This is a genomic window from Virgibacillus salarius (assembly GCF_039521925.1).
GTDB classification, from domain to species: Bacteria; Bacillota; Bacilli; order Bacillales; family Amphibacillaceae; genus Virgibacillus; species Virgibacillus salarius.
In genome coordinates, this window is the sequence record NZ_BAAACY010000036.1 from 1 (window position 1) to 19,625 (window position 19,625).

The following is a 19,625-nucleotide window of genomic DNA, read 5'->3' on the forward strand; positions in this document are numbered from 1 at the left end:
GCTTTCCGCGGGCACGGCCTCAACTAACTTTGCAAAGAAGAACACGTTGCAAAGTGGATTTTCGGCTCGTGCTAATCCCGCAGGAGTCTACGTAATTCGTCTCCGCTATGAGAAGGTGCACCAATTCTTGTCATAAGTAATAGGTTGACTTTTTTTACAATGGGTAAAGTGAAAATCGCTATCCGTGCGTATAAAAGCAGCTGTGTTACTTCATGCTAGCGTTGTAGAGCCTGATAATAGCGAAGGCCGGATACTTCAACTCCTGTGGGAAATGTTTGACCTGAAGATCCACTTTTTTGAGCGGGTTTTGCTAAAAAAGTTAGCTGAAGGACAAACCCCACGGAAAGGGAAGTGGGCAGCCGGAGTGGTGGTCAAGCAAGCAGTAGCTATTATTCCATAATAGCTACTAGAGAAAGCGTAAATCTGAGCATTTAGTGATAAGGATTGAGCGAATTTTGCTCAGTCTTTTTTGCAATTTTTATATAAATTTATTTTTATACATCTCTAATCGCTTGCATGCAAACTCGTATTCTACATTGAATAGGTGCATAATTTGATATGGGGATGCCTTAGGAATGCGTTGTAGCATGAACGTAGGTACACATAAGTGGTAGCTAAAATAATTTGCTTGCCACTCTTGCAGTTCAATGAAGGCTTGAGGTAAATATTCCTGACGACCAGCATGCCATAGGTTATGTGCTATTTCATGGGCAAATTCCTGCCATTGAACTTGTTCGTTATTAGTGGCATTTAAAAAAATAATGCATTTACCATTCTTGTACACAGTTTCGCTGCTAAATTCCCAAAAGTATACGGGTATTTTTAAGGAGTTAGATATATTCTCGATTCTTAGCTCAGTAGGGATCTTTATGTTAATTTTTGCTAATAAATGTTGGATGTAGTCTTCTGTCCTTGAATATAAATACATAGTAGCCCCCTTAATAGAATGTATGTTCGTTTTTGGTGTAAAATAGATGGTGCACAATGTTGTACACCTAGTATATTTCATGTATATGTGGAATCAGAAAAGGGTATATTTAGTGACCATGTAACTAAAGCTTACCAATTAATAATGCTCATACTCAATTAAAATATGATGAACTAAAAAATCATGTCTGATCCTCTTCTTTAAAGGCCTCCCAGATTCTTTTAAGTCTACGGAGGTCTTCTTCTTTATTTTTTGGTAATTCTTTATACCATCTCTCTAAAGATGGGTCATTACGAAAGGCTGCAAACGCTTCTTCTTCCGAAAGCCTAGGATCATCAGATCGCCCTAGTAAATAATCTGTTGTACTAGATAATACAGTTGCCAACCGATCCAATTCATGATCTTTGATCGGTCTATCTCCTAGTTCAATTCTGTTCATAACACTCACATTTAAATGAACACGTTTGGCAAGTTCGCGTTGACTCCAATTTCTACTTTCCCTTAACTCAATAATTCTTTTTCCTATATTCAACGTAAACACCACTTTCTATATCAGCAACTAAATCATATCATAATTTCCAAAAAAGAAACAATTCATTTCTTAAACAGAAATACTTTTTTTGACATTTCTAATATAGCAATGTATGATAAGAACACATGTTCTATTAATTAAAAATGAATGGCTGGGAGGAAGTAACATGTGTTCAAACAAAAATAGGAGTGTAAGGAACAACAATTGTGTTAAATGGGTAGTCAATGAATATAGGCGAGATAAGCGAACCGGTCCACTATCACCAATATCAAGAAGTAATTATGCGCAGCTTTTATTTGAAAAGGGGGCGGGCTTCCATGAACAAGGAACAAATCGAGAGTACGTTAAAAGATTATCATTGGATGATTAAAGAAATAAATCGACAACGTAAGCTTTTAAATGAGGATATTGGTACAAGGTTGGTAGCTCCTTCAGGGATAGAATCATCACTCCCAAAAGCACAGGGAACCGTAAGCGATCCAGTAGCACAGGAAGTAATAAGGCGGGATAAGAAGAGTTCTTGGATTGTTAAACTAGAGAAGAAAGTGTTATTTATTCAAGAAAGATTGCCAGCTATCAAAGACCCTAGAGAGGCTACGGTTTTAGAATGCATGCTTGATGGGATGACAATAAGTGCTATAAGTCAGCATATGGGACTTTCAAGAAGGCATATTTATAACATTAAAGAATCAATTGTAGACAAAATTTCACAGTTTACACACTCTTCTCAGTAAATGACAAGTTAGAATAGCTTGATGTAGACTAGAGTCAAGCAAGATAAATCAACAACGATTTCTCACAGATACATGTCCGAAATGACGTAAAACTAAACATTTCTTAGCTATCGATAGATATTAAAAAGTCGTGAATGCGCCAATGCGTGTTTAGGGCTTTTTTTTATTGAAATGGTAGTGAAGAAAAAGGAGGTGAAATTCAAGAGAAGATGAATAGTGGTTTGTAGTTGCATTAAGGAAGTAGGAGAGGAAGTACTTACTATTTTATTTGAATTCGGAGGGAACAAAATGGCAGATAATCAAATTAAAATGCAAGAAGGAAAAAACAAAATATTATTATTTCGTTTGCTAGAAAATCAAAGTGAAGAAGCAGCAAAGTTAGTATTTCAAACAGAACATACGTTTAGCTACTCTCGTGAGTTAGAAAGGATTATAACAAAGGATGGTTCCTTAATTAATGTCGGAGAATTAGAGTCAGAAGTTAGCATTGAAGCAATTCAGGCAATGGGTGATCCAGTAGGTGATATGCTTCGCCAATCTGTTATTAAAGGACAAAAGCTTGAACTATGGGAAGTAACAGTAGATGAGGAATTAAAAACACCAGATAATAAGTATCCAGCTATCTATGCTCAAGGTTATTTAGACTCTTGGGAAGACCCGGCAAATGCTGAAGAAAATGCTACAATATCTAGTAACTTTACAGTAGAAATGGAGCCACAATTTGGCGAAGCTACGTTGACAGATGAGCAGCAAGCTGCAGTACAGTACGCTTTCCAGGATACGACTGCTCCAACAAATGGTGAATGATTAATATACCGAGGTAGTTTTATGGGTTCATCCGATTTAATTATTGGATGAATCCATAAATTATTTGATTCTAATTGTAATGGAAGGTGGTAAAATAATGGAATTTGTAATTAATGAAAAAAAGTATGATTTAAAATTTGGAATTAAATTTATTCGAGAACTAGATAAGGAATATGAGGTGGATTACCAAGGAATGAAATTTGGTATGGGCGTAAATATGGCATTTATGAATCTACAACAGTTTAATCCAGTGGTCATACATTCTGTAATGAAGGCAGCTACTTCATATTTAGCTACACCACCAACGAATCAGCAGATAGAAATAGCTATTGAAAATTATGCGCAGGAGAATGACGGATTACATGACCTTTTTCTGTCATTGAAAGATGAATTGGGGAAGTCACCGGTCATGAAGGACACAATCAAACATTTTCAGAAGACAGCAAAAGTGAACAAATAGTAGATTCGGAACAAACATATGAGGATATTATTATAAATTGTTTTCGCCACTTTGGTTTTAAAAGTCTTTTTGAAATTGAGACACTAACTTTAAGAGAGTATTCCTTAAGACTACACGCATTTCGACTACAGCAAATAGATAAAGAGTATAACATGCATAAGCAGGCTTGGTTGAACCATCAAGTGACGTTAACAAGAGAACAAGGTAAAAAACAGGTTCCTATTTATAAGCGATTTAAAGACTTCTTCGATTATGAAAAATATTTGAAGGAAGTGAATAAACCGAAAATGCGCTTAAATAATAGAATGAAACGTATGGCAAAAGTAGCAAAACGAATTAATGCTGGAGAGGAGGTGTCACATGACAGAATCCTATGAAATTAATGCTTTTTTAGACGCCAATACATCTGGATTTGAGCAATCTATGCAAAATGCTAGTGGAGCAATGAATAATTTTATGAATAGTATGAATGATATTCAGGACGTAGGTGGATCCTTTACCGAGTTGCAAGAATCATTTGATCCTGTAGTAAACAAATTATCTGAGATGGAAGAATCACTTGGATTTATACCAGGTATGTCAGAGGGGATAGCACAGGTTCAATCTGTTCTTGACCCATTTTTGGGAGTTCTAGGTGGGACAGCTAGTATTCTAAACACGTTGTCTTCTGCTGTATTAGGATTTATGCCATTGCTTCAGGGAATACAACCAATCATTACACAACTCTTTACGATGTTATTAAATAATCCATTTGTATTAATTATTACATTAGTTGCACTATTGGTGACAGCTTTTATCTATCTATGGAATACAAGTGAAACATTTAGAGATATTGTAATAGGTGTTTGGGAGTCGATAAAATCATTTATTATGCCAGTTGTGCAAGAGATAGTGAATTTTGTGATGAGTTTATGGGGAATGCTAACCACTTGGTGGATGGAAAATCAAGCCTTGATTATGCAGATATTTAACTCTGTTTGGTCAGCTATTCGTACTGTAATTACTTCAGTGATGAAATTTCTATTGCCATTTCTTACCGTTGCATGGGAAACAATCTCACTTATCATTACCACTGTTTGGGATTATATAAAGACAGTGATCACTATTGCCTTAGAGATTATCTTAGGCGTTATTAGAGCGGTTATGCAAGTAATAACAGGTGATTGGTCTGGGGCTTGGGAAACGATAAAAACTACTTTTTACAATGTTTGGGAAATTATGAAGACATTTGTTGTAACAAAAGCACAAGAAATTTGGCAGTTTATTAAAAGTAAATTTACACAGGTAAAGGATACAATCACAACATTATTTACAAATGCTAAGGACGCTGTTGTAAGAGGATTTACCATAATGGTTACGAGTGCCTGGACGAAAGCACAGGAAATTGTTTCAGCGGTAAGATCAAAATTCCAAGAAGTATTTAACACTATTAGGACAAAGTTAATGCAATCAGTAACAGAAGTGGGAAACCAAATTGCTAAAATGCCAGGAAAGGTTATTGAATTTGCTGGAAGAATGGTCTCAGCAGGTAAGGATCTTATAATGGGATTAATTAATGGAATAAAGGAAAAAGCAGCTGGAGTAGCCAAAGCTGCTCTTGATGCAGCTAAAAGTGCGGTAAACGGTGTCCTAAGCTATTTAGGAATTAAATCACCATCCCGTTTATTTAAAGGTATTGGTGATGATACGATGGCCGGGTTTGCTATGGGGATAGATCAGATGTCGAAGAAAGTCGTGAATTCGGCAATCGCTATATCGGACAGAGTACAGGATTCCTTTAATCCTGAATTTGCAATGCCAAACATTGCAGGTCAGGTAAATAGCTTAAATCAAGCAGCTAATAGAAGAATGCAAAATCATTTGACGAATGAATGGAGTGTAACTAAACAGCCAGCATTTGTGAATGTAGCTATTGGTGGACAACAATTTACTGCTTTTGTAGAAGATATAACGAAGGTTCAAAATAGGAAAGATAACTTAACTCGTAAGCAAAATTGGTAGGAGGTGCTTTATGAGATTTGTAGATACGCAGGCAGTAAGCCGTACCGAAAATAACTCCTTAGCAATACAAACTATCTTTAATGAAAACAATTTAGATAAATTATTAACAGATGAAAATGGTAGTTTTGTAACGTTAACTGTTTCGGGAAGAAGTAATTTAAAGCAGCGTATTCATACAACGGAACTTCCTGGTGTTCATGGTGTTATGGAATCGAAAGGATTAACATGGGATGTCCGAGAAATCAAAGTAAAATATAAAATTTCAGATCAATCAAAGGAAGGGTTTAGGAGGAGATATAATCTATTAAACGATATGCTAAAAGGATCTAGAAAGGAACTAACTTTTACCGACGAGGATGTATCGTTTTATGCAACTTTGTTAGAAAGTGATGTACCTGAAGAATCAACAAATAGTTTGGTATCTACAATCACATTTTTGTGTTCTGATCCATTTAAATATGGGAAAAAACACCAAACTATTTCTTTAAGAAACTTTACTTGGGATGTATATAAGAATCAGATTTGGGGTGATTTTATTGGCAATTAGTACACCGACTTTGAAATTAGTAAAGCCAGAAATTACAGATGAAATTGGCACTTCTATTGCTAACTTTGCACAAAATGCAGATAAGATAGATTCAGCGATAAAGCAACTTCAAGAGGATAATTTAGCTTTACAAGGAGATGTAACGAAAAATAAAATGGATTTGGAAGCCATGAATGATTCTATTTCAAGCCTTCAAACAAATTTTAATACCATAAGTTCAGTAGTGGAAGAAAACAAAATAACGATTGAAACCATGCAAACACAGTTAGCTAATATCGAAGAACGTTTAACTGCATTAGAAACCGTATCAACAGAGGGTGAGGCATAATGCGATGGATTGAGATCGCACAAAAGTATGAAGTTAATGTACAAGGTTCAGTAGAAGCTTACCCTATTATTACTGCTGTAACCCAAAAGGAAATACCATATATTAAATTAAGTGTAGGCAATGCAGCGTTAAAACTGCATTATCCTTTTAAGAAAAATGATACTGTTAAAGTGGATTTTGATAAACGGAAAGTATTTATAAATGATGAATTACAAATGACATCAGTCGATTTGACCGATGCAGATTTTTTCCCGTTAACCCCAGGTCTTAATGAAATACAAACAGTACCTGCAATGCAATTAGAGGTTAAATATAGGGAAAGGTGGTTGTAATAATGAAAGAAAAATTATTTATTTTTGATAGGTATGATAATTTATTAGCAATCACCAATAACTATATAGAAGCTTTGTTGGAGGAGACGGTCGAGAAGCCCGTCTCTTTTACTATTACTTTTCCTATGTCTGATGAAGATGCAAGTTATTTAATGGGTGGCAATCAAATTGCATTCAGAGATTTAAAAGGAAATTTTAGGCTGTTTACAATTCGAGAGGTTGATGATAAGGACGGAGAATCTACAGAGAAGACAATTGAGTGTTTGCCAGGAATCCAAGAATTAACCGATGTAATTGTGAAAGAAGGAAAAATACAAAAAAAGCCAGCAGTTGATGCACTAGAGTTTATTTTAAAGAACTCTCGTTGGATAGCTGGAAATGTAGTAGATTTAGGGGATAATTCCATTAATTTTCATTATCATAATGCCTATGAGAGCCTAGGAAATTTGATAGGAATTTGGGGTGGTGAAATTGTTGATCGAATAGAAATAGAAGATAATAAACTTATAGGCAGATATATTGATATTGTATACCGTAAGGGCTCTGATTCAGGTAAACGATTTGAAATTGATAAAGATATAAAAAATATTACGAGGACTGTCTTATATTATCCTAAAACTGCCTTGTTTGGAAAAGGTGGTTCTATACAAACTGAAGAGGGAAATGAATCAAAACAAGTTTCGTTTCGTGATGTAGTATGGTCAAAGGATAATGGTGATCCTGTAGATAAGAAGTTAGGACAAGAGTGGGTAGGAGATGCTGAAGCATTGAATAAGCACGGCATTCCAAATTTAAAAACTGGAAAAATGATGCACCGATTCGGGATATTTGAAGATAATGATGAAACAGATTCCCAAATATTGCTTGAAAAGACATGGAGAGCGCTACAGGCTGAAAAGGAGACCCAAGTACAGTATGAGATGGATATTATTACCTTTTATCAGATTTCAAGTTACGAGCATGAACAAGTCTTTTTAGGAGATTCAGGGATAGCACGAGATAAAAATGTTAAGCCAATGATACTCATTGAGGCACGTATTATGTCATGGAAGTATGATATTGGGAATCCAAATAATGGAAGTATTGTTTTAGGCAACATACTAGACTTAAATCCTGATAACACTGAAATTAATTGGGTAATAGATAAGGTGAAAGAAGATAGCGGGAATTGGGATGCAGGTGGTGGACCAATTACAGATCAAAAATTTCCAGATGTAGAACCACCGGTTCCGTTAAATGTTGTAGCTGATGGTTTATTTAAGAAAATTGCACTATCGTGGACATTTGAATCTACGTACATCATAGCTGCATATGAAGTTTATGCAAGTCAGATAAATGGATTTGTGCCAGATCCAACCAATCTTGTCTTTCGAGGTAAAGTAGGGGCTTTTAACTTTGCTACAGACACCGATGAAAAATGGTATTTTCGAGTACGGGCAGTTAATACACATGGTACGCCAAGTGATTATTCAGAGCAAGTTAGTGCATCCACTGTACAATTAGCTTTACCAGACTTAGAAGATATTGTACCTGAATTTATTAATTATAGCATTTATGAGGGTGATGAACCACCAAATGTTAATGATTATACGTATTGGTTAAATACGAGTGAAGAGCCAAAGCTTTTATATAAATGGAATGAAACATTAGAAGAGTGGTATGCGCTTGCGCCAACTAATGCAGCCGATATAGAAGCAGTTAGTGAAAATGAATATAACGAGAAAATAAGTTCAATCGAAGAAACTGCAGAGCAAATTTCTTTAAGTGTGTCAACTTTAGAGCGAGAAGTTGATGAACATAATATAAGTATAGAGGATAACAGGTCAACCATTGAACAGCAAGCTAATGAGATAGCGCAAAGGGTAAAAGCTACAACGTATGAAGCTGATATGAGTGACATGAATATTCGAGTTACCCATGCTGAGTCTGAAATCATTCAACATGCGGATGAAATTCTGCAACGTGTTGAAAAGAATGGGGTTGTCTCAAGTATCAATCAGTCACCCGAAGAAATTAGAATTAATGCTGAACGTATTGCAATTAACGGAGATTTAGTTGTCAATGACGGAAAAGTCTATATTAAAGATGGTGTAATAACTAATAATCTTATTGCAGGAAATGCCAATATAGATGGAGCCAAAATAGCTAATGCTTCCATTACAAATGCCAAAATAGCGAATATAAATGCAGATAAAATTAATGCTGGAATATTAGACGCTAATAAAGTATTAGTCCGTGTGAAAAATGGTACGCAAGCTATAGAGATAAATGATAATGGCTTTGAAACGGTTGATAACAATGGCAACATCCGGATTCATATAGGGGTACAAAATATAGGGGGGAAAGGTCAATCCAATCCTGCTACAATTAGATTCTTTGGTGGAAGTGGAAGTGTAAGTGCTGGGGTTGGAATGAATGTTAATAATCATTTTATTATCGGCAGTGATCAAAATGGGGTATCAACATCTATTTACTCAGATTCCAACCAATTATATTATGGACAACAGCATAGGTTCGTTGCTTATGGTGTAACTAACCCCGCAGATTTTTTTCAGTTTTCAAGTGTTCTAAATACAGGAGGAACTGCAAGAGAACCTTATTTTAGAATACCACGTGATAATGTAGGGTATATAGGTTCACCATCTTTTAGGTGGTGGAGAATTTATGGACACAATGTACACGCAAATAATTTTAATGAGATCTCATCAAGAGATTCAAAAGAAAATATCCACACTATCGATTTAGAAGAATTACAACGGGTTTTTAATAAAATTGAGATAAAAAGATTTAATAGAAAGATTGGGGATAAGAAGACCGGCATTAAGGTACACACAGGTATAATTGCTGAAGACGGGCCAGAGGAGTTAATGAATGAGACGCAAGATGGCGTTTTATTGGGAAGCGCTATTTTTACAGTGGCCGGTGCACTCAAGTATCAGATGCAGAGAATCGATAACATTGAAAAGAAATTAGAAGGAGCATTATAAATGGAACATAATAAAGATATCAACCTACAATATGTAGTTAATTCATTAACCAATCAGATATCAACTCTTACTCAAGAAAAAGCATATTTAGAAGCAATTGTTACAAGTCAGCAAGAAGAAGCCAATAAATTACGTGAGGAGTTAAATAAAGCGGTTGATAAAAATGACTCATTATGACAATTTCAAATAGGAAAGCGAATCAGGGGAATTTAGATAGTAGGTAGGCTATAGATTTATGTAACGTCATAGATGTGGGGAGGCGGACATGTCTGAACAATGGTATACAAATAAAGAATTATTTGAACAAATAAGTTCTATCCAGGGAGATTTTAAAGACTTGCGTTCTGAAATGCAAGAAACAAGGAAAATTATTAGAAAGTATAATGGCTTACGAGAAGAACTTGGAGTAATCAAAGAAAAAGTAGATAGAATGGAAGCCGAATCAGAAGGAAAAGAATCAGTATCAGAAGCTGTCCGCTTATGGAGTGGATGGCTTTTTGGTTTGTTAACACTTGCAGTTCTAATTATTCAGCAGTTTTAGTGGAGGTGAGTAAATGGACAAAGGCACGATCATTCGTACGCTAGTATTGGCATTGGCGTTGCTTAATCAATTTTTGATAATTGCTAATCTAAACCCTATACCTGGAACAATGGAGACGTGGGGCGAAGCAATCTCTATTATATTTACTGCTACAGCAAGTACATGGGCTTGGTTTAAAAATAACTATATTACGTCAAAAGGTAATGAACAAAGGAAAGTATTACAGCAATCTAATCTGACAAGATAGTCAAGCGGCTAGTCCAAACGGGCAAGTCGCTTTTTTAATATAAAAATAATGAAGGAGGAATTTTTTATGACAAAAATTTTTATTGATGCAGGACATGGTGGTAGTGATCCAGGAGCAACTGGAAATGGATTACAGGAGAAGGATGTTACGTTGGCCATTGCTTTAAAGCTACGTGATATTTTAAACAGTGATTATGAAGGACATTCGGTTATGCTTTCGCGGACAACGGATCAAACATTATCCTTATCACAACGTACGAATATGGCTAATAGCTGGGGGGCAGATTATCTCGTTTCTGTTCATATTAATGCAGGTGGAGGTACTGGATTCGAATCCTACACTTACAATGGTAGCTATTCAGGCAAGGCTGAAACGAATCGATTACGTGCTATTGTGCATAATGCCATTGTGAATGAAACAGAGTTTAGGGATCGTGGAAAGAAGGAAGCAAACTTCCACATGGTAAGAGAATCTGCTATGCCAGCTGTGCTTACGGAGAATGGTTTTATTGACAATGCTGCAGATGCAGCAGCATTGAAGTCGGATGCTTTCCTAAATAAAATTGCTCGTGGTCATGCAGAAGGTTTAGCAAGTGCATTAGGTCTTACCCTTAAAGATGTAAATGATGGGCAAGGATATATTGAAGTAGTTGTTGATTCATTATGGACTTATAATACGGCAAATTGGAATGATAAGGCAGTTATAGTAAATCAAGGGGAAGTCTTTACTGTCATTAGGGACAAGTTCCCAGTAGATGGAGGTTATATGTATCAAATTAAGAGCGGATTGTATATTACTGCAAATCCAACCTATGTAAGGTATTATACGAAATAAAAAATCCGCTAAGGGTGTTGAATCCCCAAAGGTTACTAGATAAAAAAGATTAACCTTTGGGGTTCACCTCACTGTGAGGGAGGATCTTTAACTTTTGCTTATTCAAAATAAAGATCAAAACCTTCAAGTATTTCTCTAGCAGTTTTATTTTTTGCTTAATTGCTTTAAACCTCCACCATAGAAATTTTATCCCGCATATAACTGACAGTAAAACCCTCACTGATTGAAGTTTCACTTTATATAGGGTTGGGCGCCTCTGTTAGTCTGTCAAGGTGCTTATGATCGAACCCAGTTTTCCTTTTATGCACATTACTAGCTACATATTTATGTTCAAAAAGTTAATATGGAAATTGGAAACCAATATGATGCTTATGAGCTCCCGATATCTAAGCCAAAATATACCAATTCACATAGTATAATTAAAATTACTATTAACTTAAAAACAATCCTCAGTTCGTACTAATTTTTCCATTAATACCTTTTTAAAATATTTATGTTTAAGAAAATCTACTATAATTAAATTAAGAGGAAGAAGAATTCATAGTACTTGTCTAATGGTAAGGCTTTCTTTGTTATTTTTTGAATAGAGTTGGAAGTTTCCTTAACAATTGTAGCCAGGATAATAGCCAGGGTGGGGATGGCTGTATACATATTGCATCGGATTATAAGGGTGTGGTAGCGGCATGTTTGGATAATGAACTGAAGTATAACCTTGGTTGTTATTTTTTGATTTGCGACTACATTCATCCGTTGGTCCAATAATAATGGTTTCGTTTTTTATCGGTGCAACGGCCTCTTTCCATGCTTCTGGATCTAAGCAATACGTATGAGCTATAACGTCTACAGGAGTTTTTGTCAAGATATCTGACCCTAAGATATATTCAGGATATGGCGCGTCAAAAATGGCTAGTAAATGTGTGTTGTTCTCTGACGCTTCTTCCCAATGCCACCATCCCTGAGGTATATTTGCAACTTGGCCTGGTGTGATTGGTATATTTTTAACTTCGTTATTGAAAGGGTTCATAAAGGAAACGACAGCTGAACCACTAATACAATACACCAATTCTGCTGCGTTTTGATGATAATGTGGCTCAACAACATGACCCTTGCTTAAATAGATATCAAGTATCGATACATTACTTAATGTATTTAATACATCTCTTCCTAACCGGTTAATATAATTCTCGGAATTCCTTGTAAATAATCGATTCGTATTTAAATCCGAGAAATATTCCACATCAGGCTTCGTGTAATCCATGTAAGAAGTTACCATAAGCTTTTCTCAACTCCATATATTTAAAGTTATTCACATCATATCTTATGAAAAGGTATGGAAAGTGTGACAAATGCCTATATTGCTTACAACTAAAATTATGAGAAGCTTGCGAGAAAGAATACAAATGACATAGCGTTATGATGAATTAACGAAAGTATGGAACGTGATAGGGTGGCTATAGAAGTAATTCAAGCTAACAGGTAGGAATAAGTTTGATATAGTAGCCTAGCCATCGGTGTTCGTTTAGAAGGTAAATGACCATGTCTATAGGGTGATTGTTAATAATTTTTCTTTTGACATAAACAAAGGACGTACACGAATGCACGTCCCACTACTAACCGCCAATAATATGGTATCCAGAATCAACATGAAGAACTTCTCCGGTAATACCTCGGGAAAGTTCACTCATAAAGAATAGTGTAGCATCTCCAACTTGATCCTGATCCACATTTTTTCGAAGAGGAGCTTTTTCTTCGATCATCCCTAATTTTTCGTTGAAACCAGACACTCCTTTGGCTGATAGTGTACGAATTGGTCCGGCAGATACTGCATTAACTCGAACACCATATTTACCCATATCTTCAGCTAAATATCGCACGCTTGCTTCTAGAGAGGCCTTGGCAACACCCATAACATTATAGTTTGGAATAACCCTTTCTGCACCAAGATAAGTTTGTGTAACAATACTTCCACCCTCTGTCATTAGGTCCTTTGCGGCTTTTGTTACAGCTACTAAGGAATAAGCACTAATTTCCTGAGCTAGTAAAAAGCCATCTCGTGATGTGTCTGCATACTCACCTTGTAATTCCTCTCTGTTAGCAAAGGCTACTGAATGAACGATTCCATGAATGGTTCCAATCTTTTCTTTTATGGTAGAAAAAGCTTCAGTAATACTCTCGTCATTAGCTACATCACAGGATACAATCAACTTAGCTGTAATATCATGCTTATCAAGAAGCTTTGTCAATTTCTTGTAAGAACGATCTTGTCTATATGTAAATATTAGATTTGCTCCTGCTTTATGTAAGGATGATGTTATTCCCCATGCGATGCTTCGTTCACTTGCAACACCCATGATAACAATGTTTTTTCCTTCTAATAAATTCGTCATCAAAGTACCTCCATAATAATTCTTTTGTACATTATAACCTATCCCATAAATTGAAAGAAAGTCTTATCTATTGTATCATAGGACACTTCGTAATAAATTGCATCAAACCTTTGATCTTGTAGGGGTTGAAACGAAAAAATAAAAAAAATTAAATTCCCCCTTTACAAACCATTCATATCTGGGTATAATAAAATTCGTTGGTTTACGACAGAGTTTAACAAAATTCGTTGTAACATATGCCAAATAAATGTTTGGCCCGTTGGTCAAGTGGTTAAGACACCGCCCTTTCACGGCGGTAACACGGGTTCGAATCCCGTACGGGTCACCAATATTATTTTAATATACGAGTGGTTTTGGAGGATTAGCTCAGCTGGGAGAGCACTTGCCTTACAAGCAAGGGGTCGCAGGTTCGAGCCCTGCATCCTCCACCATAAAGCCGGCCTAGCTCAACTGGTAGAGCAACTGACTTGTAATCAGTAGGTTGGGGGTTCAAGTCCTCTGGCCGGCACCATTTTTTACAAACCATGAATAAATTATAATATATAGTTAACAATATGGAGGGGTAGCGAAGTGGCTAAACGCGGCGGACTGTAAATCCGCTCCCTCAGGGTTCGGCAGTTCGAATCTGCCCCCCTCCACCATTTTTATTGTTGGGCTATAGCCAAGCGGTAAGGCATCGGGTTTTGATCCCGTGTACCCCAGGTTCGAATCCTGGTAGCCCAGCCATTTTTTTATTTATGGGTCTTTTTTTGGGAAGAGCCCTATTTTTTTGATGAATGAATTTTTCAACACGAGCCATTAGCTGGCCGCAAGCATCAGCGAATTAACTACTAGATGCAGGCCTGCGAGGAGTGTGGCATCAGCGAGTTGTCATTCAACACGACGAGCACCATTTTTTGTCAAGCTAAAGCTTAACGTATAAATTATTATTTTCAACACGAGCCATTAGCTCAGTCGGTAGAGCATCTGACTTTTAATCAGAGGGTCGGAGGTTCGAATCCTCCATGGCTCATTTATATTAATAGTATAGAAACGTCATATAAAAGGTGGGATAAACAAGGTCGTTATGGAATGTAGCAGCCTTGTTTATTTGCATTTTAGAGTGATTTTTTACATAATAGTAACAGTTATTTTTTTATACATAGCATGGTATTATGATATCATGTTTTCTTGAGTGAATGTCCTTAAAGGGAGACAACATTTTCTAATGAAAAATGGTACAATCGTGATATAATTTTACTATAGATAATGCCTGATAATAATTTATTCCGTACGAATTTCTATATACAACAATTAAAAGGATGATAGGCAATGGAGACCTCCAGAATTCCTGGTTTTTATAAGAAGTCGGTGGAAGAACGCAGAGATTTGCTGAGAGACATGCATGGGTTGACAGATCAAGATATAAATACCTTAGCTGAGAAGGAAGCGTTATCCCCTGATACAGCTGATAAGATGATTGAAAACGTAATTGGTACTTTTCCCCTTCCGTTAGGATTAGGATTGAATTTCTTAATTAATGGGAAAGAATATGTAGTACCAATGGCGATTGAAGAACCTTCTGTTGTTGCTTCTGCTAGCCATATTGGGAAAGTAGTGAGAGAAGCAGGAGGTTTTACAACTGAAGCAACAGATAGAGTCATGATCGGACAAATTCAGGTTGTTGGATGCCCAGATTTGCAACAAGCTAAAGATAAATTGGTAGCAAAGAAAGATGTACTAATTGAAAATGCTAATGCTGCTTACCCAAGTATTGTGGCAAGAGGCGGTGGTGCAGAAGACCTTGAAGTACGCATACTAAATGAAGAATCCAACTCAGCTTATCAGCAAATGCTTATATTGCATTTATATATTAATACATGTGATGCAATGGGAGCGAATATTATAAATACCATGGTTGAATCGTTAGCTCCGATGGTTGAAGAATTAACACAGGGCAAAGTTTATTTGCGTATTTTGTCTAATTTTGCGGATAAATGCTTAGCACGCGCAAAGTGTGTTATTCCTCCTGAGCTTTTAAGAACTGGTGATTTTTCTGGTGAGGTAGTAAGAGATGGTATAGTAAGCGCTTATGAGTTTGCTGCTTCTGATCCCTACCGAGCAGTAACGCATAATAAAGGAATTATGAACGGTATCGATCCAATTGTAATTGCAACCGGAAATGATTGGCGGGCTGTCGAAGCTGGTGCTCATGCTTATGCGTCTCGGAATGGCCAATATGGTTCAATGACAACGTGGTCGGTTGATAAGTCTGGAAACCTTGTCGGTGACTTAGAATTGCCAATGTCAGTAGGAACGGTAGGAGGATCTATTCGTGTTCATCCTATTGCAAAAATTGCCCATAATATCTTAAATGTTGAATCTGCCCAAGAACTAGCACAGGTAATAGTAGCCGTTGGTTTGGCACAGAATCTAGGTGCGCTAAAAGCATTAGTTACAGATGGTATACAAAAAGGCCATATGGCTTTACATTCTCGTTCTGTTGCTATTGCAGCAGGAGCTACTGGGGAGTTGATCGATATCGTATCTGAGAAATTAGTAGAAATGAAGGAAATCCGTGTCGGAAAAGCTAAAGAATTGGTGGAAGAATATACAAAATGAGTGCAGAAAAGGCAACAACAACAGAAAAAACAGCTATTGGAATAGCTCATAGTAAACTAATTTTAATCGGAGAGCATGCAGTTGTACACGGACAACCTGCCATTGCTATTCCGTTTCCATTAGTAGGTGTAGAGTCCGTTGTGGAACAAGTACCAGGTACAGTGAAAATTGATACTACTTTCTACCATGGTCCACTTACGTTGGCACCAGAATCATTACATGGTATTGTGCAATGTATTCAAGGAACCTTAGAGTATTTAAATATGCCTTGTCAGGACTTGTTAATTCGCATTAAATCCTCTATTCCACCTGGAAAAGGACTTGGGTCAAGTGCTTCAGTGGCTATTTCGGTAGTCCGTTCATTATTTGCTTATTTTAATGAGGACTATACGGATGAGGATTTATTACGATTGGCTAATATAGCAGAAACCTTTGCACACGGTGCTCCAAGTGGTATTGACACGTTGACAATTACATCCCAATCCCCTGTTTGGTATGAAAAAGAGCATCCTATTGACTTTATAGAACTAAGTGATGATTTTCATTTTGTAGTCGCGGATTCCGGACGGATCGGCGATACTCGTTTGGCTGTTGAATCCGTTGCTCATCTAGTAAAGATGGCTCCAAAGAAAATTCATCGTAAATTGGAGCGCATTGGTAAATTAACACATCATGCAAAGCAAGCGTTGGAAAAAAAGGGTAAACATATTTTGGGACATATGTTAAATGAAGCTCAAAAAGAACTAGAGGCGTTAGGAGTAAGTGATGCTGGCTTAAACCGCTTAATTAATTTTGCCCGAAAAGAAGGAGCATTAGGTGCGAAACTAACAGGTGGCGGTAATGGAGGTTGCATTATTGCTCTTGCCCAAAATGAGGTACACTCCAGACAGCTCGCTGATAAATTAAGAAAATTTGGCGCTCATGCTGTTTGGCCATTTGTTCTAAAAGGAAATAAGGACAAATAATAGCATAGAAGGAGACTCATGCATGAAAGCAACTGCTAAGGCACATACAAATATTGCCTTAATTAAATACTGGGGAAAGCGAAATGAATCCATTATATTACCAACAAATAATAGCCTATCACTTACCTTAGACGGCTTTTATACAACAACAACCGTAGCGTTTGATGATTCTCTTTCTGAAGATCGATTTAAATTAGATAACCAACTGATAGCAGGTGATCAGTATAATCGTGTTACAGCATTTCTTGAACTGATAAGAAAAATGGCAGGGAAGCACATTTATGCAGATGTTGAATCGGTAAACGATGTTCCGACTGCGGCAGGCTTTGCTTCATCAGCATCTGGTTTTGCTGCATTGGCTGCTGCTGGTACGAAAGCAATTGGATTGAATTTAACCAATCAAGAGCTTTCTCAATTAACACGTCAGGGCTCTGGATCTGCTTGTCGTTCTATATATGGAGGCTTTGCGGAATGGGAAATGGGAACGAAAGAAGACGGTTCAGATTCATATGCTGTACCGATCGCACCAGCTGACCATTGGGATATCCGAGTCGCCGCGGTAGTGTTATCATCTACCAAGAAAAAGGTGTCAAGTCGTACAGGTATGAAGCGGACGGTAGAGACGTCGCCATTTTTCCAAGGGTGGATTGATAGTATCCCAAATGGTTTAACACAGATTAAACATGGCATTCAAGATCGTGATTTTCAAAAAGTCGGGGAAATTGCTGAAGCGAATTGCTTGAAAATGCATGCAACAACTTTAGGTGCTAATCCGCCATTTACTTACTGGCATGATACCACACTAGCCGTCATGCAAACAATTCAAGAAATGCGTGCTCAAGGTATTCCAGCTTATTTTACAATTGATGCAGGACCAAATGTTAAAGTTCTCTATTTACCTGAGCATGAAAAAAATGTCGAACAGACACTTATAAATTTACCTGGTGTATCAGATATACGATTAAGTAAACCGGGTCAAGGAGTAACCTATTTGTAGGGGTTGAACGATTTGTCACAAACATCAATGACTATAAAAGTACCAGGAAAATTAATGATGGCTGGAGAGTTTGCCGTATTACAACCAAATAACCATTTGGTTGTAATGGCTGTTGATCGTTATGTATTTACGACAATCCAGCTAAAGGATACTAACAAGATTAGTTTAATGGATTTTCAATTAACGAATCTATCATGGAAATATAGCGATGGGAAAGCTGTCATTGCCTCTGATGATCCGCGAACCCGTTTTGTAGAAGAAGCTATGACAATTGCCATCACTTATTTGAATGAAAAACAAATTTCACCAGCACCTTTTCAACTAACTATCAATAGTGAGCTAGATGATGAATCTGGTGTGAAATATGGGCTAGGCTCTAGTGCTGCTGTAGTAACCTCAGTTATTGCTGCTATTTTAAAACAATTCCTCCCATTTGACCCTACTGCTGAACTAATATTCAAACTTGCATCGATCTCACATGTTATTACACAAGGAAATGGATCGGGTGCTGATGTAGCGGCATCTTCATATGGAGGTTTTCTTGAATATTCCTCTTTTCAAGCAGAATGGTTAAGAAAAGCTCATAAAGATGCTAAATCTCTAACTGAACTTTTGCAATGTGACTGGATATATTTTTCGTTAGAGCCGGTTCAATTGCCGAAAAATGTCTATATGTGTATTGGTTGGACAGGTAGCCCTGCATCCACACCGAAACTTGTCGATAAGATTTTACAATTGAAATCGGATAATTTGACACAATTTAACCATTTTCTCTCGGAAAGTGAAAAGGCGGTTTCGAAGATTTTAACCGGAATGAAGCAGAATAATGTAGAATCCCTGTTCGATGGTGTTAAGCAAAATCGACACGCGTTGGCAACGGTTGGACAACATGCAAAAATAGCTATTGAAACACCTCTTCTTTCTAAACTATGTGACTTGGCAGAAGCTTGTGGAGGTGCTGGTAAACCTTCCGGCGCAGGGGGGGGCGATTGTGGAATTGCTTTTATGCCCTCACAAGAACAAGCGCAGCAACTAATGGAGATGTGGGAAAAAGCAGGAATAAAACCACTGTCACTAAACCCAAGTCCATTTGGTGCAAAAATAGCTGAATCATGATGAATATATGGATGTTACCATAAGGTAGTATCTTTAGCTTAAAATGCAAGCAGTCTCTGGCTTATTTGCCGGGGATGCGGATATACAGAACAAAGTGAGACTCCCCTTTATCTGAAGGAGAGTTTTTTTATAGTTTAGAAAATTACATGTTGATAAATATGGGCGCTTTGAGTCGCGCCCAGAAACGAGGCGACTTCACGAATTCCTACGATAAGTCATCATCGGCTAGCAAGCACACCATGATTCCTTTAACTCCGTTGACTTGCTCCAGTCGCTACGTT

General features: G+C 37.0%; 22 protein-coding genes and 6 tRNA genes. 24 read left to right on the top strand and 4 right to left on the bottom strand.

The features are described from left to right. Positions 1-184: 184 nt before the first annotated feature. Positions 185-400: a hypothetical protein gene (locus ABDZ84_RS05655; RefSeq protein WP_121604322.1), complete on the top strand. Its 216-nt coding sequence runs from the start codon at positions 185-187 to the stop codon at positions 398-400. A gap of 78 nt (positions 401-478) precedes the next feature. Here the strand turns inward: ABDZ84_RS05655 and ABDZ84_RS05660 are convergent, their stop codons facing one another. Continuing rightward, entirely contained in the window at positions 479-928 is a 450-nt protein-coding gene (locus tag ABDZ84_RS05660; RefSeq protein WP_034679274.1) for an ImmA/IrrE family metallo-endopeptidase, read from the bottom strand. A 181-nt stretch (positions 929-1,109) separates the two neighbouring features. After that, positions 1,110-1,460, bottom strand: coding sequence for a helix-turn-helix domain-containing protein (locus ABDZ84_RS05665; protein ID WP_026681893.1), 351 nt, complete (start codon positions 1,458-1,460; stop codon positions 1,110-1,112). 317 nt (positions 1,461-1,777) lie between these two features. Between ABDZ84_RS05665 and ABDZ84_RS05670 the strand changes: the two genes are divergently transcribed. From ABDZ84_RS05670 to ABDZ84_RS05730, 13 genes are all read left to right on the top strand, one after another. Continuing rightward, positions 1,778-2,194, top strand: coding sequence for a helix-turn-helix transcriptional regulator (locus ABDZ84_RS05670; protein WP_026681894.1), 417 nt, complete (start codon positions 1,778-1,780; stop codon positions 2,192-2,194). Positions 2,195-2,482: 288 nt separating this feature from the next. After that, the gene (locus ABDZ84_RS05675; RefSeq protein WP_166530880.1) at positions 2,483-3,001 is read left to right on the top strand and encodes a phage major tail protein, TP901-1 family; all 519 of its coding nucleotides are present in this window, start codon (positions 2,483-2,485) and stop codon (positions 2,999-3,001) included. Positions 3,002-3,098: 97 nt separating this feature from the next. Next, complete coding sequence (locus tag ABDZ84_RS05680) at positions 3,099-3,461, top strand: tail assembly chaperone (RefSeq protein WP_166530879.1); 363 nt, start codon at positions 3,099-3,101, stop codon at positions 3,459-3,461. A 152-nt stretch (positions 3,462-3,613) separates the two neighbouring features. Next, a complete protein-coding gene (locus ABDZ84_RS05685) occupies positions 3,614-3,838 on the top strand; it encodes a hypothetical protein (RefSeq protein WP_166530878.1) in 225 nt (74 codons plus the stop codon). Continuing rightward, positions 3,822-5,462, top strand: a complete 1,641-nt coding sequence (locus tag ABDZ84_RS05690; protein WP_166530877.1) for a phage tail protein — start codon at positions 3,822-3,824, stop codon at positions 5,460-5,462. The genes ABDZ84_RS05685 and ABDZ84_RS05690 overlap by 17 nt, the downstream gene beginning before the upstream one ends. Before the next feature lie 10 nt (positions 5,463-5,472). Beyond that, complete coding sequence (locus ABDZ84_RS05695; protein WP_166530876.1) at positions 5,473-6,009, top strand: distal tail protein Dit; 537 nt, start codon at positions 5,473-5,475, stop codon at positions 6,007-6,009. Next, entirely contained in the window at positions 5,999-6,337 is a 339-nt protein-coding gene (locus ABDZ84_RS05700; RefSeq protein WP_166530875.1) for a hypothetical protein, read from the top strand. Before ABDZ84_RS05695 ends, ABDZ84_RS05700 begins: the two co-directional genes overlap by 11 nt. Continuing rightward, positions 6,337-6,669: a phage distal tail protein gene (locus ABDZ84_RS05705; protein ID WP_166530874.1), complete on the top strand. Its 333-nt coding sequence runs from the start codon at positions 6,337-6,339 to the stop codon at positions 6,667-6,669. Before ABDZ84_RS05700 ends, ABDZ84_RS05705 begins: the two co-directional genes overlap by 1 nt. A gap of 2 nt (positions 6,670-6,671) precedes the next feature. Beyond that, positions 6,672-9,656 carry a phage tail spike protein gene (locus ABDZ84_RS05710; protein ID WP_166530873.1) on the top strand — a complete coding sequence of 995 codons (2,985 nt, stop codon included), beginning with the start codon at positions 6,672-6,674 and terminating at the stop codon, positions 9,654-9,656. Next, positions 9,657-9,833: a hypothetical protein gene (locus ABDZ84_RS05715; protein WP_166530872.1), complete on the top strand. Its 177-nt coding sequence runs from the start codon at positions 9,657-9,659 to the stop codon at positions 9,831-9,833. An 88-nt stretch (positions 9,834-9,921) separates the two neighbouring features. After that, the gene (locus tag ABDZ84_RS05720; RefSeq protein ID WP_166530871.1) at positions 9,922-10,197 is read left to right on the top strand and encodes a hypothetical protein; all 276 of its coding nucleotides are present in this window, start codon (positions 9,922-9,924) and stop codon (positions 10,195-10,197) included. Positions 10,198-10,210: 13 nt separating this feature from the next. Then, the gene (locus ABDZ84_RS05725; RefSeq protein WP_026681901.1) at positions 10,211-10,444 is read left to right on the top strand and encodes a phage holin; all 234 of its coding nucleotides are present in this window, start codon (positions 10,211-10,213) and stop codon (positions 10,442-10,444) included. Positions 10,445-10,510: 66 nt separating this feature from the next. Continuing rightward, a complete protein-coding gene (locus tag ABDZ84_RS05730; RefSeq protein WP_026681902.1) occupies positions 10,511-11,278 on the top strand; it encodes an N-acetylmuramoyl-L-alanine amidase in 768 nt (255 codons plus the stop codon). A gap of 601 nt (positions 11,279-11,879) precedes the next feature. Here the strand turns inward: ABDZ84_RS05730 and ABDZ84_RS05735 are convergent. Together ABDZ84_RS05735 and fabI are read right to left on the bottom strand one after the other, a co-directional pair. Further along, positions 11,880-12,551: a cupin domain-containing protein gene (locus ABDZ84_RS05735; RefSeq protein WP_026681903.1), complete on the bottom strand. Its 672-nt coding sequence runs from the start codon at positions 12,549-12,551 to the stop codon at positions 11,880-11,882. A gap of 337 nt (positions 12,552-12,888) precedes the next feature. Continuing rightward, positions 12,889-13,665 carry an enoyl-ACP reductase FabI gene (fabI, locus tag ABDZ84_RS05740; RefSeq protein WP_026681904.1) on the bottom strand — a complete coding sequence of 259 codons (777 nt, stop codon included), beginning with the start codon at positions 13,663-13,665 and terminating at the stop codon, positions 12,889-12,891. Between the two features lie 253 nt (positions 13,666-13,918). Between fabI and ABDZ84_RS05745 the strand changes: the two genes are divergently transcribed. From ABDZ84_RS05745 to ABDZ84_RS05790, 10 genes are all read left to right on the top strand, one after another. Further along, positions 13,919-13,993, top strand: a tRNA-Glu gene (locus ABDZ84_RS05745). A gap of 27 nt (positions 13,994-14,020) precedes the next feature. After that, positions 14,021-14,096, top strand: a tRNA-Val gene (locus ABDZ84_RS05750). A 4-nt stretch (positions 14,097-14,100) separates the two neighbouring features. Continuing rightward, positions 14,101-14,176 (top strand) — tRNA-Thr (locus ABDZ84_RS05755). Between the two features lie 45 nt (positions 14,177-14,221). Next, positions 14,222-14,306: transfer RNA gene (locus ABDZ84_RS05760), tRNA-Tyr, on the top strand. A gap of 10 nt (positions 14,307-14,316) precedes the next feature. Then, a tRNA-Gln gene (locus ABDZ84_RS05765) sits at positions 14,317-14,391 on the top strand. A 213-nt stretch (positions 14,392-14,604) separates the two neighbouring features. Continuing rightward, positions 14,605-14,677, top strand: a tRNA-Lys gene (locus ABDZ84_RS05770). A 299-nt stretch (positions 14,678-14,976) separates the two neighbouring features. Further along, complete coding sequence (locus ABDZ84_RS05775; protein ID WP_166530870.1) at positions 14,977-16,266, top strand: hydroxymethylglutaryl-CoA reductase, degradative; 1,290 nt, start codon at positions 14,977-14,979, stop codon at positions 16,264-16,266. After that, positions 16,263-17,231, top strand: coding sequence for a mevalonate kinase (mvk, locus tag ABDZ84_RS05780; RefSeq protein WP_121604328.1), 969 nt, complete (start codon positions 16,263-16,265; stop codon positions 17,229-17,231). Before ABDZ84_RS05775 ends, mvk begins: the two co-directional genes overlap by 4 nt. A 22-nt stretch (positions 17,232-17,253) precedes the next feature. Continuing rightward, positions 17,254-18,228 (top strand): diphosphomevalonate decarboxylase, encoded by a 975-nt coding sequence (gene mvaD, locus ABDZ84_RS05785; RefSeq protein ID WP_343780520.1) that lies wholly within the window; start codon positions 17,254-17,256, stop codon positions 18,226-18,228. A 12-nt stretch (positions 18,229-18,240) separates the two neighbouring features. After that, positions 18,241-19,344 (top strand): phosphomevalonate kinase, encoded by a 1,104-nt coding sequence (locus tag ABDZ84_RS05790; RefSeq protein ID WP_026681908.1) that lies wholly within the window; start codon positions 18,241-18,243, stop codon positions 19,342-19,344. Positions 19,345-19,625 lie beyond the last annotated feature (281 nt).

Coding starts and splice junctions, on each gene's coding strand:
- ABDZ84_RS05660 (WP_034679274.1), bottom strand. CDS start 928: ATGTATTTATATTCAAGGACAGAAGACTACATCCAACATTTATTAGCA.
- ABDZ84_RS05670 (WP_026681894.1), top strand. CDS start 1,778: ATGAACAAGGAACAAATCGAGAGTACGTTAAAAGATTATCATTGGATG.
- ABDZ84_RS05675 (WP_166530880.1), top strand. CDS start 2,483: ATGGCAGATAATCAAATTAAAATGCAAGAAGGAAAAAACAAAATATTA.
- ABDZ84_RS05680 (WP_166530879.1), top strand. CDS start 3,099: ATGGAATTTGTAATTAATGAAAAAAAGTATGATTTAAAATTTGGAATT.
- ABDZ84_RS05685 (WP_166530878.1), top strand. CDS start 3,614: ATGCATAAGCAGGCTTGGTTGAACCATCAAGTGACGTTAACAAGAGAA.
- ABDZ84_RS05690 (WP_166530877.1), top strand. CDS start 3,822: ATGACAGAATCCTATGAAATTAATGCTTTTTTAGACGCCAATACATCT.
- ABDZ84_RS05695 (WP_166530876.1), top strand. CDS start 5,473: ATGAGATTTGTAGATACGCAGGCAGTAAGCCGTACCGAAAATAACTCC.
- ABDZ84_RS05705 (WP_166530874.1), top strand. CDS start 6,337: ATGCGATGGATTGAGATCGCACAAAAGTATGAAGTTAATGTACAAGGT.
- ABDZ84_RS05710 (WP_166530873.1), top strand. CDS start 6,672: ATGAAAGAAAAATTATTTATTTTTGATAGGTATGATAATTTATTAGCA.
- ABDZ84_RS05715 (WP_166530872.1), top strand. CDS start 9,657: ATGGAACATAATAAAGATATCAACCTACAATATGTAGTTAATTCATTA.
- ABDZ84_RS05720 (WP_166530871.1), top strand. CDS start 9,922: ATGTCTGAACAATGGTATACAAATAAAGAATTATTTGAACAAATAAGT.
- ABDZ84_RS05725 (WP_026681901.1), top strand. CDS start 10,211: ATGGACAAAGGCACGATCATTCGTACGCTAGTATTGGCATTGGCGTTG.
- ABDZ84_RS05730 (WP_026681902.1), top strand. CDS start 10,511: ATGACAAAAATTTTTATTGATGCAGGACATGGTGGTAGTGATCCAGGA.
- ABDZ84_RS05735 (WP_026681903.1), bottom strand. CDS start 12,551: ATGGTAACTTCTTACATGGATTACACGAAGCCTGATGTGGAATATTTC.
- fabI (WP_026681904.1), bottom strand. CDS start 13,665: ATGACGAATTTATTAGAAGGAAAAAACATTGTTATCATGGGTGTTGCA.
- ABDZ84_RS05775 (WP_166530870.1), top strand. CDS start 14,977: ATGGAGACCTCCAGAATTCCTGGTTTTTATAAGAAGTCGGTGGAAGAA.
- mvk (WP_121604328.1), top strand. CDS start 16,263: ATGAGTGCAGAAAAGGCAACAACAACAGAAAAAACAGCTATTGGAATA.
- mvaD (WP_343780520.1), top strand. CDS start 17,254: ATGAAAGCAACTGCTAAGGCACATACAAATATTGCCTTAATTAAATAC.